This window comes from Janthinobacterium sp. GW822-FHT07H11 (assembly GCF_058798615.1).
Genome location: NZ_CM179507.1, coordinates 2,459,547 through 2,475,227 on the forward strand (window position 1 = coordinate 2,459,547; position 15,681 = coordinate 2,475,227).

Genomic DNA, 15,681 nt, shown 5'->3' on the forward strand with positions numbered 1-15,681 from the left:
ATGGGCACAGTCTACAGGCGTTCTACGCCCTTGTGCGGATGGTGGTGTGGCAGCCGGCGGCAAACGGCCGCCGGCGTTGTTACTTGGTCTGGTACTAATTATCGGGCGCCCAGATGGGCAACCCGGTCAGGTCGAGGCCGGCGTCGCGCGTCCACACGGGCAAGCCCGTGGCATCGGTCGGCTCCAGCAATTCAAGCTGCACCTGTTTCAAGGCCACCTTGCGCACGCGCGTGCGGCGCTGCGGTTCCGGCGCCGGCTCTGGCGCCTCTGGCGCTGGCGGCGGGCCGAAACCGGGCAAGTCGATGGTGGCGTTGTCTTTTTTATCTCTCATTTGCTAACCTCTGTCCCTGGCCTGTGAAAGCCAAGGGGCGGGCAAGGTGCTGCCCGCCTATGTCAATACGCTTTAACTTCATCCACAAAACAAAAGCCCGGCTACTGGAGTCGGGCTCATGGTTGGGATAACCTTCAGGAAAACTTGTCCTGCGGATTTAAGTGCGGCACGCAGTGTATCACAGGCGTGCCGCACCGTGGGTGGCTTATAACGCCTGACAAAACCGTAGCGAGCGGCAGTGAGTTGTGGCTGAGAAGCGCAACTGTGCTTTAGCACAGTGAGCATCGCAGGCCGCAAATCGCGACGCGCAGCAGGTTTTGGATGGCGTTTAGCGGAAGCTGAGGGCGCCCGTCAAGTCGCCCGGCGGCAGCGCACCGCGTGATGCAAACGCATCGTTGCGCACTTTCAGGCCTTCGAGCAGGGGCAGGTCGTGCAGGCGCGTGATCAGGCGCAGGATCGACGTCGTGTCGTAGAAACTGTGGTCGACGGCGCCTTTTTTCGCGTACGGCGAGACAACGATGGCGGGAATGCGGGTGCCCGGCCCCCAGCGGTCGCCCTTTGGCGGCGCCACGTGGTCCCACCAGCCGCCGTTTTCGTCAAACGTGATCACCACGATCATGTCCTTCCACTGCGGCGATTCCTTCAGATGCTGGATGATGTTGGCCACGTGCTGGTCGCCCGACTCGATATCCGAATAGCCGGCGTGCAGGTTCAGGTTGCCCTGCGGCTTGTAGAAGGTCACGGCCGGCAGCTTGCCTGCCACGGCGGCGGCGAGGAATTTGTTCGAGATCGGGCTGTCACCCGTGCCGCCGTCGCGCAGGTGCTCGGCGCGCGCGGCCGTGCCGGGGGCGAACTGCTTGAAGTAGTTCAGCGGCTGGTGGTGGAACTGGAAGTTCGGCTTGCTGCCGCCGCCCTTGTGGTCGAGCGCCGCTTGCCAGCCGCCGCCATACCACGCCCAGCTGACGCCCTTGCGCGACAGCAGGTCGCCGATGGTGTCGTAGGTTTGCGGCGGCAGGGTGTTCGCGTCGGCCGGGTCGGCGTGCAGCGGGTCGCCGTCGTAGGCGGGGCGGATGTAGCTCGGTTGATACGGCGGCGCCATGGTGTTGACGGCGTAGCCGTCCGGCGTGATGGCGCCGTCGTTCACGTATTTCGGCTTGCCGTCCAGCGCCGAGGCGGGGCAGTCGGGCGAGATGGCCAGGCGCACGCCTTGCGGCCCGTCGGACAGCACGGCGATCTTTTTCTTCGCCGCCGTCTCGGCAGCGTTGAAGTATTCGTTGGCGCGGCCCGTGACGAGGAACTGGTGGTTCATGTAGGAGCCGCCGAAGGCCGCCATGAAGAAGTTGTCGCACAAGGTGTACTGCTCGGCGATCTGCCACAGGTTCAGGTTTTTCGACGTTTCGCCGTAGTGGCCCATCACCAGGCCGCCGCTGTCGGCCCACGCGGCGAAGCCATCGTTCTTGCCGCCGTTGATCTGCATCTGGTTGTTATAGAAGCGGTGCACGAGGTCGCGCGTGATGATGCTCTCTGGCAGGGGCTTGCCGGCCGCGTCGCTCAATTTGTAGGGCGCGTTGGGCAGGCCGGCAATCTGCTCTTCCTTGATCAGGTAATCGATGCCGCCGATATTCTGCTGGTTCGGCACCAGGCCGCCCCAGATCTTCGGCAGGGTGGCCAGCGGCTTGCCGTCGCGGTCCATCTGCTGCGCCTGTTCCGCCGTAACGGCGGACAGGGGCGCGCTGGTGCCGGGGAAGTTGGCGAACAGGTTGTTGAAGCTGCGGTTTTCCAGGTAGATCACGACCACGTTCTTGACGTGCGCCTTGAGTTTCGCGTCGAGCGAACCCTTGGCGATGGTCTTTTTGGCGGGTGCGGCGTCGGCCAGCGCCGGCAGGCTGGCGGCCAGGCCGACTGCGGAAGCAGCCTGGAAAATGCGCCGGCGCGAGGGATTGGCGGGTTGGTCGGCCGGATCGGCTGGCAGGGCGGGGGCGAGGTCCTTCACACATTCTCCTTGGTGTTTCTGTGGGCACGGGCGCTGGCGGCAATGGCCTGCAACGCCCGTGAAGCGGGAAAATTGTATCACCGGCCCTGCGGCAATGTGAAATATTCAGCCTTGCCCTGGTCCTGGCGCTAGAACTGGTAGCGCACGCTCAGCGCCACCTTGCGCGCCGGGCCATGCATGCCCGAGTACCACCAGTCCGACACCGAAGCCGTGTACTGCTTGTCGAACAGGTTGGCCACGTTGACGGTGGCCGACAGCTTGTCGTTGACATCGTAGCGGGCCATCAGGCTGGCCACCGAGTACGCCTTCTGTTCCCAGTGCAGGGTACTGTTGATCTGCCACGCGTCGATGTCGGAATACACGCGGCTTTGCCAGTTCACGCCGCCGCCCACCGTCAGGCGATTGAGCTCGCCGGGCAGCCGGTAGGTGGTCCACAGTTTCACCAGGTGGCGCGGGAAGGTGGTCTGGATCGCCTTGCCATCCGCATTTTCCGTCTGGCTGTACGACCACGACGCCGACACATTCCAGTTTGGCGTCAGGGCGCCCGTCGCTTCCAGGTCGATGCCTTTGGTATCTGCGCCCTTGATGGTGCGGAACGCCGGATCGTTGGAGCCGGGCAGGGTGTAGCCCGGATCCGTTTCAGCCAGGTTTTTCTGGCGGATCAGGTATAGCGCGGCGGCCGTGTTCAGGCGGCCATCGAGCCAGCCGCTCTTGATGCCCGCTTCATAGGTCTTGCCTTCGCGCGGCGCCAGCAGCTTGCCATAGCGGTCTTGCGAGGCTTGCGGCTGGTAGATGGTGGAGTAGCTGGCATAGGCGCTGTGCGTGGCGTCGATGTCGAACACCAGGCCGCCGTACGGCGTGAAGACGCGGCTGTCCGAGGCTGGCGACGCGCTGTAGAACGGCACGGTAGGCGCGTCGGAAATGTAATTCTCGCTGTAGCGCAGCACCTTGGCGCCGGCGATCAGCTTCAGGCGCTCGGAAAGATTGAGGCGCGTGGCGGCATATGCGCTGGCCTGGCGGCGCGTGCTGTCGTAGGTGACGAAGGTATCGCCAAACACGGGCGTTGCCGTGCGATTCCAGCGGTACAGGTTGACGGGCTGGCCCTGGATGTTCTTGTCGAAGCGGCCATCCGTCGTGCTTTGAAATTCGTTGTAGTCCATGCCCAGCACCAGCTCGTGCTGGCGGCCGAAGGCGCTGAACGGTCCGCGCACATTGACGTCCACGCTGTTGACCCTGAGCTGGTAATCGCGGTAGTCGGCGCTCATGCGCAGGCCATCGCCTGTGGCCTGGTCGGGAAAGCCGCCACTCACGTTCAGGAACACGGAGCGCTCCTCCTGCGACGATTGCACGCGGTTGGCCGAGATTTTCAGCTTCCAGTCGTTCGCCAGCGCGTGCTCCAGGGTGGCGAAGAGGTCCGTCGAATTGCTGCCGAAACGGTTCGACCTGGCGGCCGGGCTGAAGGAGCGGGGCAGGTCCGTCATGGCGCCATTGCTGTAGAACAGGGGGAAGCCCAGGTAGGACAGGGAGCCGTCCGAGCGCTTGCGCTGGTGCGTGACGCCGGCCGTCAGCTTCGTGTCGCGGGACAGGTCCGCCTCGACCACGCCATACACGACTTTCTTGTCGTGGCTGTAGCCGTCGATGATGCTGTCGGCGTCTTCATAGACCGTCACCAGGCGGCCGCGCAGGGTGCCTGCCTGGTTCAGCGGGCCGCCGATGTCGGCCAGGACGCGGCGCTCATCGTGGGAGGCCAGCTCGCCTTCGACAGAGGCCTGGAACTGCGCCGTCGGCTTCTTGCGCACCATGTTGATGGCGCCCGAGGCGTCGCCCGCGCCCGTCATCAGGCCCGAGGCGCCGCGCAGCACTTCGATGCGGTCGTACAGCGCCATGTCGGCCAGGCTTTGCGACGGTATCGCATTGAGGCCCAGGTTTTCCGAATGGGTGCTGACGCCATCGAGCTGGTAGTTGGTGATGGCATAGCCGCGCGAGGTAAAGCCGGAGCGTTCGCTGCCCAGCGAGAACAGGGTGATGCCCGGCGTTTGCGCCATCACTTGCGCGATGGTGTTCAAGCCCTGGTCATGCATGCGTTGCTGCGTGATGACGCTGACCGACTGCGGCGTTTCCTTCACGGACAGGCCCAGCGGCGTGGCCGTGGAAACGGGCAGGGTGGAGACATACGCGCCCGAGCCTTCGGTGGCATCCTGCTGCGCCTTGACCGACACTTCCGGCATCATCGACAGCGTCTCGCCGCCCGCTGCGGCGTCGGCCGCGCGCAAGGCATAGCTGCCGTTGGCGCTGCGCTCGGCCTTCAGTCCCGTGCCGCGCAGCACGCCGCTCAGCGCCGCCTGCACGTCGTGGTGGCCCGCGAGTCCCGCCGTCGTCTTGCCGCGCGTTTGCTCCGGCGTAAAGCTGAGGATGACCCTGGACTGGCTGGCGACCTGGCGCAGCGCCGCCGCCAGGTCGCCGGCCGGCACCTGGAAATCGAGGCTGGCCGCTGGCGCTGCCGCGCTGTCCTGTGCCATGGCGGGAGCCGGCACGTTCAGCAGCAGGGCCGCGCCGAGGAAGACGAGTTCAATGGCGTAGGCCATGCGCTTGATGCGCGGACGGGAAGACATAACTGGAGACATGGTTACCTTGTGGTGTAGTCGTCAAAAAGAACGTTGCCTACACAGGTCACGCGAGCATCGAAAACGGGTAAGGTTTTTTGCGGCGGACGTCAAATGCCCGGTCGGCGCTTCTGGCGCGCCTCCACCTGCACCCAGTAGCGCGTGCGCAGGCGGATGTCGACGGGCAGGGATTCGGGCAGCGACAGCAGGACGGCTTGCGCATCGTCGAGCGGGAAGACGCCGGAGATGCGCAGCCCGGCCACCGCGTCGTCGCAGCCCAGCCAGCCATGGCGGTAGCGGCTCAATTCATGCAGGAAGTCGCGTAGCAGCATGGCGTCGGCCAGCAGCAAGCCCTGGCGCCAGGCCCAGATATCGGGCGAGACGGCGTGCGCGGGTACGATGCTCTGCGCGGTCATGCCGCCGCCCTGGCCCGCCTGGAGCACCAGATTGGCATCCCCATGGCGCGGCATCAGCCGCACGGCGCCTTCCTCGACGGCGACCAGGGTGCTGTCCTCGGCCTGGCGCACCGAGTAGCGCGTGCCCAGCGCCTGCGCGTGGCCATGCGCCGTTTCGACGAGGAAGGGGCGGTAGGGCATGCCCGTTTCGCGCGCGGTGGCGATGAAGACTTCGCCCCGCACCAGTTGCAGCATCCGCTGCTTGTCCGTAAAGCGGATGTTCACGGCGCTGCCGCTGTTCAAATGCAGGCGGGTACCGTCGGCCAGGGCCAGTTCGCGGCGTTCGCCCACGCCGGTGGACAGGTCGGCCAGCGCGGCGCGGGCCATCTCGGGCGCATATTCCGAGCGCGTGCCGAACCAGCCCGTGAGGCCGATGGCCGATACCCACGCCAGCAGCCGCAGGCTGCCGCGCCGCGAGATGGAACGTGAGATGGGACTTTGCAGCAGCGCCTGGCGGCTGGCTGGCCCATCGAGTTCGCGCAAGCCGCCGCTGACGCTTTCGATGTGCTTCCACGCCCGCTCATGGTCGGGGTGCGCCTGGCGCCACTGCTGCCAGGCCGTTTTTTCCACGGGGGTGGCGTCGCCGCTCATCAGGGTGGTCAGCCATTCGGCCGCCTGCATGGCGATGGCCAGATCGATGGGCTGGCCCTGTGCGTAGACGGTGGCGGCGCGCATCTCAGGGCGCGGCAAAATCGGGCACGGCGAAAAAGCACAGCAGATTGGCCTTGCTCAGGTATTTTTTGACGGAATGCGTGGTGGTGCCCAGTTCGGCGGCGATCTCGGCGTAAGTCATGCCGTCCAGGTGGGCCAGCAGGAAGGCGGCCCTGGCCTTGGTGGACAGCTGGTCCAGCGCGCGGTCGATCAGCTGCAGCGATTCGAGCAGGAGGGACATCGCTTCCGGCGACGGCGTGCTCGCTTGCGGCTGGTGCAGCAGGGCGTCGAGGTAGGCGCGTTCGAGCGCTTCGCGCCGGCAGTGATTGGCCAGCAGGCGCTTGGCGATGGTGGCCAGGAAAGGGCGTGGCTGCGCGATCCCGGCACTGTTGCGGGCAAGGAAAATCTTGATGAAGGTATCCTGCGCCAGGTCGCCGGCCAGCCCCGCATCGTGCAGGCGCCGCTTCAGCCAGTGCAGCAGCCAGGAATGGTGCTCGGCATACAGGGCCTGGAAATCGGACGACGGGGAAGGGGCGGACAGCATGCGGACAGTCGGTCTTAATCTAAATGAGAATTGTTCTCATAATAGCGCAGTGGCGCGCGCCAGGCAACCGGGGAAAAGGCGGCGTTGTTGAAATGCGACTGCGCGTCCGGGCCGCCTGCGGCAAGGCATTTGCGCTTGCGCACGGCAGATGTGAAAGTTTCCTTGGCGCAAGCTTTCATGTGAGAAAATGCGGGCTGTCGATGTGGCGCGGAGCGAAAAATGATGTGGATGGTTGGCGGTGCCCTGGTTCTCCTGGTCGCCAGATTTGTATGGTTGGCCTACTTCCATCGGGTGCAGGCGATGTCGCGCCAGGCGGAATTGATGAACTGGCTCGACATCGGCCGCGTGTCGAATGCCGATGGCGGCAAGGATATTTTGCTGGCGAGAAATGAGCGCGGCGCCCGGATAGACTGGCGCACGGGCGAGGTCTGGCTGATGAATCCCAAGGTGGCCGAGCCGTTTGCCGATTTTCTGGCCGTCGAGCGCTGGCTGACTTTGCGCGACCTGCCGATGGCGGACAAGCCGGCGCCAGCCGCTCCCGCGCCAGCGCAGCCCGAGACCGAGGCGGTGCCTGAACCCGGGCCCGTGCGCGACACCCTGCCAGCCTTCGAGCAAAAGGTCGATGCCTGCCTGGCCAAGGCCGAGGGTGGGCAGGAATTGCTGGAAACGAAGCAGGCTTTCGAGGCGGGCAGCGCGCCTTACCTCGAGGCGTCGACGGAGCTGAGCAAGACGGCGCTGGAACTGGAAGTGTCGCCGGCCATGGTGGCCACGTTTCATATCAGCGCGTTTGCCGCCCTGGCTGAAACGGCGGGCGCCGACAAGCTGGAAAGGGTGGCGGCCAGCCTGCATGCGGCGGCCAGGCAGATCAGGGCCAGCGTCACGGCGTGAGCGCAGGCGAAACCAGGGCTGGAATGAAAAAACCGCCGAGTCCCTTGCGGGAATCGGCGGTTTTCATGTATTGGTTGCGGGGACAGGATTTGAACCTGTGACCTTCGGGTTATGAGCCCGACGAGCTGCCAGACTGCTCCACCCCGCAGGCGAATTATATACCAGTTTGCTGCAATGCGAAAGAGCGGATGGAAGCGGAGGGTTTTTGGGTGCGCGCGGGGGCATCGGGATATGGCGCCGCCATGGAAAAAGCCGCTGACTCCTTTGCAAGAATCAGCGGCTTTCATATATTGGTTGCGGGGACAGGATTTGAACCTGTGACCTTCGGGTTATGAGCCCGACGAGCTGCCAGACTGCTCCACCCCGCAGGCGAATTATAGCGGGGTTTGCTGCAATGCGCAATGGCTGACTCGATTACGCCGCCGCGAGGCGCCACAGCGAGGTGATTTCCTGCGAGCGGGCCGCGTGCAGGCTGTCCGTGGCGTCCTGCGCGCGCGGGTGCGTGGGCTTCACGTCCAGGCGGTCGACGACCTTCAAGCCCGCCTGCTGTATCCATTCGAGCAATTGCGCGCGCGGGCGCAGGCCCAGGTGCTCGGCCAGGTCCGACAGAATCAGCCAGCCTTCGCCGTTTGCCTCCAGGTGTTCCGCCAGGCCGGCGAGGAAGCCGCGCAGCATGCGGCTGTCCGGATCGTAGACGGCATATTCGATGGGCGAGCTGGGGCGCGCGGGCAGCCATGGCGGATTGCACACGACCAGCGGGGCGCGGCCGGCGGGGAACAGGTCGGCCTGCACCACCTCGACCTTGTCGATCAAGTCGAGGCGGGCCAGGTTTTCGCGCGCGCAGGACAGGGCGCGCGGGTCCTGGTCGGTGGCGACGATGCGCTCGATGCCGCGCTGCGCCAGCACGGCGGCCAGCACGCCCGTGCCGGTGCCGATGTCGAAGGCCAGCTTGGCGCGGGCGGGCAGGGGCGCTTCCGCCACCAGGCCCACGTACTCGCCGCGGATGGGCGCGAACACGCCGTAGTGCGGATGGATGCGCTGGCCCAGGGCCGGCAGTTCCACGCCCGTGCGGCGCCATTCATGCGCGCCGATCAGGCCCAGCAGTTCGCGCAGCGAGGCGACGAACGCTTCTTCGCCACGGCCATATGCTTCATTGCAGGCCAGTTTCACGTCCGGCGCGCGGCGCAGCGGGATCGTGTAGTCGGCATCGAAAGGCAGCAGCAGCATGGCCAGGGTGCGGGCGCGCTGCGACTGCGCCTGGCGGTGCAAATGGAAGGCTTGCGTGGCCGATGGTTCGGGTTTCGCCAATTTGGCGGCCTTGGCCTTTTTGCCTGGTTTGTCGGTCTTGTGGTCGGCGCGTCGCGCCAGCGCCTGCAGCAGCTGGCGCGCGTTCTGGAAGTCGCCGCGCCACAGCATGGCCGTGCCTTCGCAGGCCAGGCGGTAGGCCTGGTCTGCCGTCGTGCGGTCGTCGGCGATGACGACGCGCTTGGGCGGCGGCATGCCGCTTTCCGAGCGCCAGCGGGCCGAATGCTCGGCGCCGTTTTCGTTCCAGTGGATCTGCGGATGGGCGGTATGTGAAGAAGTGTCGGACATGGGTTTCAATCGAAAGAAGGTGGGCGCGCGGCATGATCGCCTGCGCAGGCCGTCTTCTATTATACGTGTCTGTCCGGCAGCGTATCAGGCACTCTGGCCCGTCGTCGCGGGCGGCGCATCGGCGGCGCCATACGCCTGCGCCAGCGCGCGGGCGCGCGCCTGCGCTTCCTGGTCCGCTTGCGTGCCCGTTTGCTTGTCGGCCTGGGCCGTCCTGGGGGGCTGGACCAGCTTGAGCAGGCGCAAGGTCAGCTGGCCCGCCTGATTGCCGTCATTGCTGCTGGCGCTGGCGCCATCGCTGCTGTAAATGCTGCTGCGCAGCTGCTGGCCCAGCAGCTTGAACAGGTCGTTCAAGCCGCCCGCGAAATCGATGGCGGGCATCTGCCTGGCCGGCATGGCAGCGGCGTCGCCGCCATCGGCGGGCGGCGTGTCGGCCGGCGTTTGCTGCATGGCGCCGGCGCTGATGTTCGATTGATACCGCACCTCGACTTCGAAGTCGAAGCTCTGGCCGTCGGCCGTGGTGATCTTGCCCTTGCCGGTGAAGTGGGCGTTTTCATCGAGGCTGAAGGCGGCGGCATGGCTGCTGCCGCCGGCGCCCGAGACGCTGGCCGCAGCGCCGCTGAAACTGGCGCCGGCCTGCAGGTCGACGCTGTCGAAGGCGATGCTGGCGCCGTCGCCGAACATCTTGCGCGCCATGGTGGAGAGAAAATCCTGCGCCGCGTCCAGCGTGGCGTTGCCCAGCGCATCCGTGCGTTGGTCGAGTCCCCGGGCCGACAAATCCAGGCCATTTCTTGACAGGGCGACCACGTCTTGCGCGCTGCGCTGCATCAGCGGCGACGCTGCCAGGCCGGCGGCATTGCCGCCTGTCCTGGGCGATGGCTGGCCCGCCAGGGTGTTGCTGGCGTGTTGGCGTGAGCCGGGGACGAGGGCGGGAAGCTGTGGCATGGTCGGTTCCAAAAGGGCGGCGTGCCTAATTAACGGCAGCCGCGCCGCGGACTTTAACCATTAGTGGTGGTGCGACCAGCTACCGTCGGCCGATTCCAGGTAGGACTTGACGGCATCGGCCTGTCCCGTGGCGTGACGCTTCAGTTCGCCGCACGCGCAAATGCCCTGATACGGCTGGATATGCGAGCAGGCGGAGACTTTCTGCAGGTAGACCTGCATGGATTTGTGACATTTGACGCATTTGAAGGTGAGGCTGCGGGCGGCTTTCATGGGCTTCCTTGAACTGTTGCGGGGCGTAGACGGTCGTTACGCGAAGGCCGCGATTCTAACCTACTCCGCGCCGGCTTACATACTGTTGCAACTGCGCCACGCACAAGTCAACTGAATCCGCGCCGTCACGTTGAACGTATATAGGAGGTCGTCTGGCCGCCATTGAAGAGGTAGCATCATGGAACAGCGTGACAAGGAACAGCCCAAGCAACCAGGCAAGGAATTGGTCAGGAAATGGTTGCAAGCGGAACTGGCGCAGCGCCGTCCGCCGCCCGACCCCGAGCAGATCCGCCGCGAACTGGGCTGGGACCTGCTCCGGCTGGGCCGCGAGCCTGTGCCGCGATAGGCCTGGCCGGCGCTCGCTAGCGCACCGTCACCACGCTCTTGCCGCCGGCCCCGGGCTGCACGAGGATGCGGGTGGCGATGCGCTCCGTCATTTCCTGCACGTGCGAGATGACGCCCACCTTGCGACCCATTGCCTGCAAGCCGTCGAGCGCATCCATGGCCACGCGCAGCGTTTCCGTATCCAGGCTGCCGAAGCCCTCGTCGATGAACAGCGATTCCACGCGCACGCGGTTCGAGGATAGCGACGCCAGGCCCAGCGCCAGGGCCAGCGAGACGAGGAACGATTCGCCGCCCGACAGCGAGTGCACGGAGCGCAGTTCGCCGCCCATGTCCTGGTCGCGCACCATCAGGCCCAGCGAGGGCTTGTCCGGATTGTCGATGCGTTCGAGCTGGTAGCGGCGCGCCAGGTGGTGCAGATGCGCATTCGCATAGCCGAGCAGCACTTCCAGCGTGAATTGCTGCGCGTAGTTGCGGAACTTCTTGCCGTCGGCCGAGCCGATCAATTCATCCAGGCTGGCCCAGCGCCGCTCGATCACCGCTTGCGCCTCGATCTGCGCCAGCATGGCTTGCGCGCTGTGGCGCCGCGCGTCGTCCTGCGCGATGGCCAGGCGCAGCCGGGTCGCTTCCTGGTTGGCCGCCTGGCGTTCCAGCAGCAGCGCGTCGAGCGCCGCCTGCAGCGCGGCCACGTCCGTTTCCAGTCCGTCTGGCGGCTGTGCCAGGTGCGCCGCCAGCTGTTGCTGGCGCTCGGCCAGCACGGACGCGGCTGCCGTGTGGCGGTCGGCGATCACTTGCAGGGCGGCCCGCTCGGCGCGCATGGCTTCCGGCGCGATGGCCAGTTGCGCGCGCAAGCTGTCCAGGTCAGCGGGCGCATGGGCCGGGTGAGCCAGCTGGAACTGGCGCAGCCAGGCGTGCAAGGCGGCGCTGGCGTTGTGTTCCTGTTCGCGCAAGGCGGCCAGGCGCTGCGACAGCTGCGCGCACGCTTCTTCCAGACGCGTGCGCTGCTGGCTGGCGGACTGCGCCGCCGTTTGCTGCTGCGCCAGCAGCTCCCTGGCTGCCGCGATGGCGCCTGCCAGCGCGCGCTCGACCTCGGCCACGCTCTGGCCCTGCCATAGCGCGTGGCGTTCCGCCTGCATTGCCGTGCGCTGCTTGTCGGCGGCGGCAAAGACGGCGTGGGCCTCTTGTGCCGCTTGCTGCGCCTTGGCGGCGGCCAGCTGCGCCGCGTCCAGTTGGGCGGCCAGGGTCGTCAGCGCATGGCCGCGGTTGTCGTGGTCCGCCTGCTGTTTCAGCCATTGCCGGCTTTCCGTTTCACGCGCCGCGCGGAAGGCGGCAGGGCCGGCGCGCCAGTTGTCTTTCCAGTCCTCGGCGCCATCGGCGTCGGCAAACGCGCCGTCGAGCCGTGCCAGCAGGCCATCGAGCGCGGTGCGCGCCGTCTCGCCCTTGTCGGCGTTGCCCGCTTGCTGCGCCTGCAGCTGCGCCAGCCGCGCCTGCGCATCGGCGACGGCGCTTGTGCAGCGCGCGTGCTCGGTGGACGCCAGTTCATGCGCCGCCTGCGCCTGCTCGCGCCGCGCGCCGGCCTGGCGCAGCGCCGTTTCCTGCTGCGCCAGCGCCTGCAAGCCTGCCGCATTGGCCGCCAGCTGCCGCGTGAACCAGTCCGCGCGCTCATTTGCCAGCGGCAGTTCCAATGTGTCCGCATGCGGCTGCCACTGCGCGTTCAGGCTGTCGATGGCGGGCGGCAGGGCCGCCAGTTCGGCATCCGTTTGCGCCTGCTCGCGCGCCGTCGCGGCCAGCGCCGCCTTGTGCGCGGCCAGCCGCTCCAGATTGCCGCGCGCCTGCGTGCGGCAGGCCAGCACCTCGTCCTGCAAGCTGGCCAGCATCGCCTGCAAGGCGTGATCGGCGTGGCTGTATGGGTGTTCCAGCGCGCCGCAGACGGGGCAGGGCTGCTCGTCGTGCAAGGTGGCCCGCAGCTGCTCGACGCTGGCCGCGCATGCCGCCTCCGCCCCTTTCAGGGATTTTTCCGCCTGCGCCAGGCGCGCTTCCAGCGGTGCCGTTTGCGCCGCTTCCGCCGCCCATGCCGTGTTTTCCGTGTGCGCGGCCTGCGCCAGCTGGGCCGCCCTGGCTTGCCAGTGCGCCAGCGCCTGCTGCTGGCGCGCCAGCTCGCTCCAGGTCTTTTCCGCGCTGCTCAAGATGCGCGCGTGCGACTCCAGCTGGCCGCGCTGTTCCTGCAGCCCCTGGCCATCGATGGCTTGCACGGCCGCCTGCGCCTCGCGCCGCTGCGCCTCGCGCATCGCCAGCACGGCGGCGGCGCTGGCCAGTGCCGCTTGCGCCGCCTGCGTGGCGTCAACGGCCTGGCGCAGCTGCTGTCTTGACTCGGCCATGCTGGCGTCGGCCGCATCGGCTTGCGCGGCCGCTTGCCCGGCCTCGGCAAACAATTGGTCCCACAACTGCCACGATTGCGCCAGCGCCTGCCATTGCTGGTGCGACGCCAGCCACTGGCGGCCCGCTTCCTGTTCCGCTTGCGCGGCGTGCAGGCGCTGTTGCTGAGCGTGCAGCGCGGCGCGCGCCGCCTCGTTGGCCTGGTCGGCGGCCAGGGCGCCAGCTTGCGCCTGGCGGTGCGCGGACACCTGTGACGCAATGCCGGCGTCGAGCGCCTTGGCTTGATCGAGCCGGGGCGCCGCATCGTGCTGCGCCGCTTCCCTGGCCAGCAAGGCCGCTGCCGCTTGCTGCGCGCTGGCCGCCAGTTGCGTCTCGCTGGCCACGGCTTGCGTCGCCTGCGCGCGCGATGTTTCCAGCGCGGCGCCGGTGCCGGCGATATCGCTGGCCAGGCGCGCCGCCTCGTCGCAAAGGGGGCGCGCCGGCTGCAGCAATTCCCATTGCGCCAGCGCCGCGTGGCGTTCCTGTGCAGCGGCCTGCTCGGCATCGGCGCTGACCAGCGCCTCCTGCGCGGCCGCCGCCTGGGTTTGCAGCTTGTGCGTCTCCTGGTGCCAGCGCTGCTGCAGTTCCAGCACCGCCTTGCGCAGGTCGATGTGCTGCAGGCTGGTCTCGGCCGCGCCGCACAGCGCTTCGGTCCCGGCCCGCTCTTCCGGCGACAATGGCCGCTGGTCGGCCAGTTTTTCGCCCAGGCGTTCGAGCACCTGCTTTTCCTTTTTCGCCCGTTCGAAGGCGCGCATGGAAATGTCGGTATAGATGCTGCTGCCCGTCAGGGTTTCCAGCAATTCGCCCCGTTCATTGTCTTCCGTCTTGAGAAAGGTGGAAAACTCGTTCTGCGCCAGCAGCACGGCGCGCGTAAACTGGTCGAAGGACAGGCCGATGCGCTTCTCGATTTCTTCCTTGACTTCCGTCTTGGTGCCGCCGATGGGCTGTAGCGCCGGCAGCTGGTGCAAGCTCATGGCGGTCGCCTGCAGCGCGCCCTCGGCCCTGGTGCGCGAGCGGCGCACGCTCCAGCGCGCGCGATAGCTGGCGCCGTCGTTGCCGACGAAATCGACTTGCGCATAGCCGTCCGGCGTGCCGCGGCGCAGCAGGGTGCGCGTATCCTGGGCGCTGACGGTTTCCTTGCCCACGTCGGGCAGGGCGCTGCCCCGGCCCAGCACTTTCAGCAGGCGCGGCGTGGCGTCGTACAGGGCCAGGCACAGGGCGTCGAGCAGGGTGCTCTTGCCCGCGCCCGTGGGGCCGCTGATGGCGAACAGGCCGGAAGACGCCAGCGGTTCCCGCTGGAAGTCGACTTCAAATTCGCCGGCCAGCGAGGCCAGGTTCTTGCCGCAGATTTTCAGTATTTTCATGGTTCTTCAGGTGCTCTCAAGCGCCGGGCAGCAGCAGTTCGGCCAGGGCCGAGAGGAGTTCGGGCGGCGCTTCCTTCGCGTATTTTTGCTGGTACAGGCGGCGGAAGATGTCGTCGGGCTGCAGCTGGCCCAATTGGTCGAGCGTCATGTTCTCGGGCGCGCTGCTGCGCGCGGCGCTCGACGTCTCGATCTTCGCCAGGCGCACGCTCTTGCCGTCCAGCGCCGTTTCGATGCGCGTGCGCAGGCCCGGTTCAGGCGCATCGAGGCGCACGCGCACTTCCAGGAACGGCTGCGCTTCGGCTGGCGCATCCGGCACGTCGAGCGCGGCCAGCTGCGCCAGCACTTCGTTGATGGGCGCCGGCGCGGCCGGTACGCGCAAGAGGGGCACGGCGCGCGGCACGGCGATGGCGCGTACTTCGCGTAATTGCTCGCCGTCGATATCGAGGCACAGCACCTGGTGGCGGTAGTTCACTTCGGCGAAGGACAGGGGGATCGGGCTGCCGCAGTAGCGGATGTGTTCCTGTCCGCCCACGGCCTGCGCCTTGTGCAGGTGGCCCAGTGCCGCATACGCGATGGACGTATCGAAGATCCCCGATGGCAGCATCTCGGTGCCGCCGATGACGATGCGGCGCTCGGAGTCGTTCGACATTTCGCCGCCCACCATGTGGCAGTGGCCCATGGCAAGGATGGCTTGTCCGGGCCGGCGGCGCGCCAGCGCCAGGTCGGCAAGCTGGCGGTACAGCAGGGCGATGCCGCCCAGGTAGGCATCCTGGGTGTCGCCGGCCGGCAGTTTCGGCACGTCGCCGGGACGCAGGAAGGGCACGGCCAGGCACCACGCCTGCACCTGGCCATCGGCGCCCGTCAAGGGCAGCAGCAGGCGTTCGAGGTCGATCTGGCCATCGTCGCCGCGCAGCAGGTGGCCGATCACGTGCGTGCCGTGCGCGGCCAGCAGGGGGGCGGGCGCTTCCAGCCGTCCCGCCGAATCGTGGTTGCCGGCGACGACGACGAGCTGCAGCGCGGGCAGGCGCGCGCGCGCCTGCTGCAGGAACACGTATAACTGTTTTTGCGAGGCGGCCGACGGGTTGGCGTTGTCGAACACGTCGCCCGCCACCAGCAGCACGTCGACCCGCTCGGCCACGAGGGTGTCGAGCAGCCAGTCGAGGAAGCGCTGGTGTTCGTAGCCGCGCTCGTAATTGTGCAGGGTCTGGCCCAGATGCCAGTCGGAGGTGTGCAGCAGGCGCATGGTGGGTGGCGAGCGGTAAGAGGGAGACAGGCGCCAATATAGCAGGA

13 protein-coding genes and 2 tRNA genes are annotated in these 15,681 nt (G+C 67.1%); 2 read left to right on the forward strand and 13 right to left on the reverse strand.

The features are described 5' to 3' along the window. Positions 1-94 precede the first annotated feature (94 nt). From AC3RCJ_RS11000 to AC3RCJ_RS11025, 6 genes are all read right to left on the reverse strand, one after another. Positions 95-331 (reverse strand): hypothetical protein, encoded by a 237-nt coding sequence (locus tag AC3RCJ_RS11000; RefSeq protein ID WP_492964928.1) that lies wholly within the window; start codon positions 329-331, stop codon positions 95-97. A gap of 328 nt (positions 332-659) precedes the next feature. Further along, a complete protein-coding gene (locus tag AC3RCJ_RS11005) occupies positions 660-2,324 on the reverse strand; it encodes an acid phosphatase (RefSeq protein ID WP_492964929.1) in 1,665 nt (554 codons plus the stop codon). A 128-nt stretch (positions 2,325-2,452) separates the two neighbouring features. After that, positions 2,453-4,948: a TonB-dependent siderophore receptor gene (locus AC3RCJ_RS11010; RefSeq protein ID WP_492964930.1), complete on the reverse strand. Its 2,496-nt coding sequence runs from the start codon at positions 4,946-4,948 to the stop codon at positions 2,453-2,455. Between the two features lie 89 nt (positions 4,949-5,037). Beyond that, a complete protein-coding gene (locus AC3RCJ_RS11015; protein WP_492964931.1) occupies positions 5,038-6,057 on the reverse strand; it encodes a FecR domain-containing protein in 1,020 nt (339 codons plus the stop codon). 1 nt (position 6,058) lies between these two features. After that, positions 6,059-6,577, reverse strand: a complete 519-nt coding sequence (locus AC3RCJ_RS11020; protein ID WP_492964932.1) for a sigma-70 family RNA polymerase sigma factor — start codon at positions 6,575-6,577, stop codon at positions 6,059-6,061. Between the two features lie 14 nt (positions 6,578-6,591). Continuing rightward, positions 6,592-6,756 (reverse strand): hypothetical protein, encoded by a 165-nt coding sequence (locus tag AC3RCJ_RS11025; protein ID WP_492965525.1) that lies wholly within the window; start codon positions 6,754-6,756, stop codon positions 6,592-6,594. 142 nt (positions 6,757-6,898) lie between these two features. Here AC3RCJ_RS11025 and AC3RCJ_RS11030 point away from each other — a divergent pair, with 142 nt between their 5' ends. After that, positions 6,899-7,465 carry a hypothetical protein gene (locus AC3RCJ_RS11030; protein ID WP_492964933.1) on the forward strand — a complete coding sequence of 189 codons (567 nt, stop codon included), beginning with the start codon at positions 6,899-6,901 and terminating at the stop codon, positions 7,463-7,465. Between the two features lie 71 nt (positions 7,466-7,536). On the opposite strand, the gene AC3RCJ_RS11035 is transcribed toward AC3RCJ_RS11030, so the two are convergent. From AC3RCJ_RS11035 to AC3RCJ_RS11055, 5 genes are all read right to left on the reverse strand, one after another. Then, positions 7,537-7,613: transfer RNA gene (locus AC3RCJ_RS11035), tRNA-Met, on the reverse strand. Between the two features lie 143 nt (positions 7,614-7,756). Further along, positions 7,757-7,833: transfer RNA gene (locus AC3RCJ_RS11040), tRNA-Met, on the reverse strand. Between the two features lie 46 nt (positions 7,834-7,879). Beyond that, positions 7,880-9,058, reverse strand: coding sequence for a methyltransferase (locus AC3RCJ_RS11045; RefSeq protein WP_492963988.1), 1,179 nt, complete (start codon positions 9,056-9,058; stop codon positions 7,880-7,882). Positions 9,059-9,142: 84 nt separating this feature from the next. Then, positions 9,143-10,000, reverse strand: coding sequence for a hypothetical protein (locus tag AC3RCJ_RS11050; protein WP_492963989.1), 858 nt, complete (start codon positions 9,998-10,000; stop codon positions 9,143-9,145). Between the two features lie 60 nt (positions 10,001-10,060). Beyond that, positions 10,061-10,270: a hypothetical protein gene (locus AC3RCJ_RS11055; protein ID WP_034755039.1), complete on the reverse strand. Its 210-nt coding sequence runs from the start codon at positions 10,268-10,270 to the stop codon at positions 10,061-10,063. A gap of 178 nt (positions 10,271-10,448) precedes the next feature. On the opposite strand from AC3RCJ_RS11055, the gene AC3RCJ_RS11060 reads away from it, so the two are divergent. Further along, a complete protein-coding gene (locus AC3RCJ_RS11060; RefSeq protein WP_492963990.1) occupies positions 10,449-10,616 on the forward strand; it encodes a hypothetical protein in 168 nt (55 codons plus the stop codon). Between the two features lie 16 nt (positions 10,617-10,632). Here the strand turns inward: AC3RCJ_RS11060 and AC3RCJ_RS11065 are convergent, their stop codons facing one another. Both AC3RCJ_RS11065 and AC3RCJ_RS11070 read right to left on the reverse strand, forming a co-directional pair. Then, positions 10,633-14,391: an AAA family ATPase gene (locus AC3RCJ_RS11065; RefSeq protein ID WP_492963991.1), complete on the reverse strand. Its 3,759-nt coding sequence runs from the start codon at positions 14,389-14,391 to the stop codon at positions 10,633-10,635. Between the two features lie 16 nt (positions 14,392-14,407). Continuing rightward, on the reverse strand, positions 14,408-15,634 hold the full coding sequence (locus tag AC3RCJ_RS11070; RefSeq protein ID WP_492963992.1) for an exonuclease SbcCD subunit D C-terminal domain-containing protein: 1,227 nt from the start codon (positions 15,632-15,634) through the stop codon (positions 14,408-14,410). Between the last annotated feature and the right edge of the window lie 47 nt (positions 15,635-15,681).

Bases quoted from the DNA above. Each gene is read 5' to 3' on its own strand.
- AC3RCJ_RS11025 (WP_492965525.1), bottom strand. From the start codon at position 6,756: ATGAAAGCTTGCGCCAAGGAAACTTTCACATCTGCCGTGCGCAAGCGC.
- AC3RCJ_RS11015 (WP_492964931.1), bottom strand. From the start codon at position 6,057: ATGCGCGCCGCCACCGTCTACGCACAGGGCCAGCCCATCGATCTGGCC.
- AC3RCJ_RS11030 (WP_492964933.1), top strand. From the start codon at position 6,899: ATGAACTGGCTCGACATCGGCCGCGTGTCGAATGCCGATGGCGGCAAG.
- AC3RCJ_RS11070 (WP_492963992.1), bottom strand. From the start codon at position 15,634: ATGCGCCTGCTGCACACCTCCGACTGGCATCTGGGCCAGACCCTGCAC.
- AC3RCJ_RS11020 (WP_492964932.1), bottom strand. From the start codon at position 6,577: ATGCTGTCCGCCCCTTCCCCGTCGTCCGATTTCCAGGCCCTGTATGCC.
- AC3RCJ_RS11055 (WP_034755039.1), bottom strand. From the start codon at position 10,270: ATGAAAGCCGCCCGCAGCCTCACCTTCAAATGCGTCAAATGTCACAAA.
- AC3RCJ_RS11010 (WP_492964930.1), bottom strand. From the start codon at position 4,948: ATGTCTCCAGTTATGTCTTCCCGTCCGCGCATCAAGCGCATGGCCTAC.
- AC3RCJ_RS11065 (WP_492963991.1), bottom strand. From the start codon at position 14,391: ATGAAAATACTGAAAATCTGCGGCAAGAACCTGGCCTCGCTGGCCGGC.
- AC3RCJ_RS11045 (WP_492963988.1), bottom strand. From the start codon at position 9,058: ATGTCCGACACTTCTTCACATACCGCCCATCCGCAGATCCACTGGAAC.
- AC3RCJ_RS11050 (WP_492963989.1), bottom strand. From the start codon at position 10,000: ATGCCACAGCTTCCCGCCCTCGTCCCCGGCTCACGCCAACACGCCAGC.
- AC3RCJ_RS11060 (WP_492963990.1), top strand. From the start codon at position 10,449: ATGGAACAGCGTGACAAGGAACAGCCCAAGCAACCAGGCAAGGAATTG.
- AC3RCJ_RS11000 (WP_492964928.1), bottom strand. From the start codon at position 331: ATGAGAGATAAAAAAGACAACGCCACCATCGACTTGCCCGGTTTCGGC.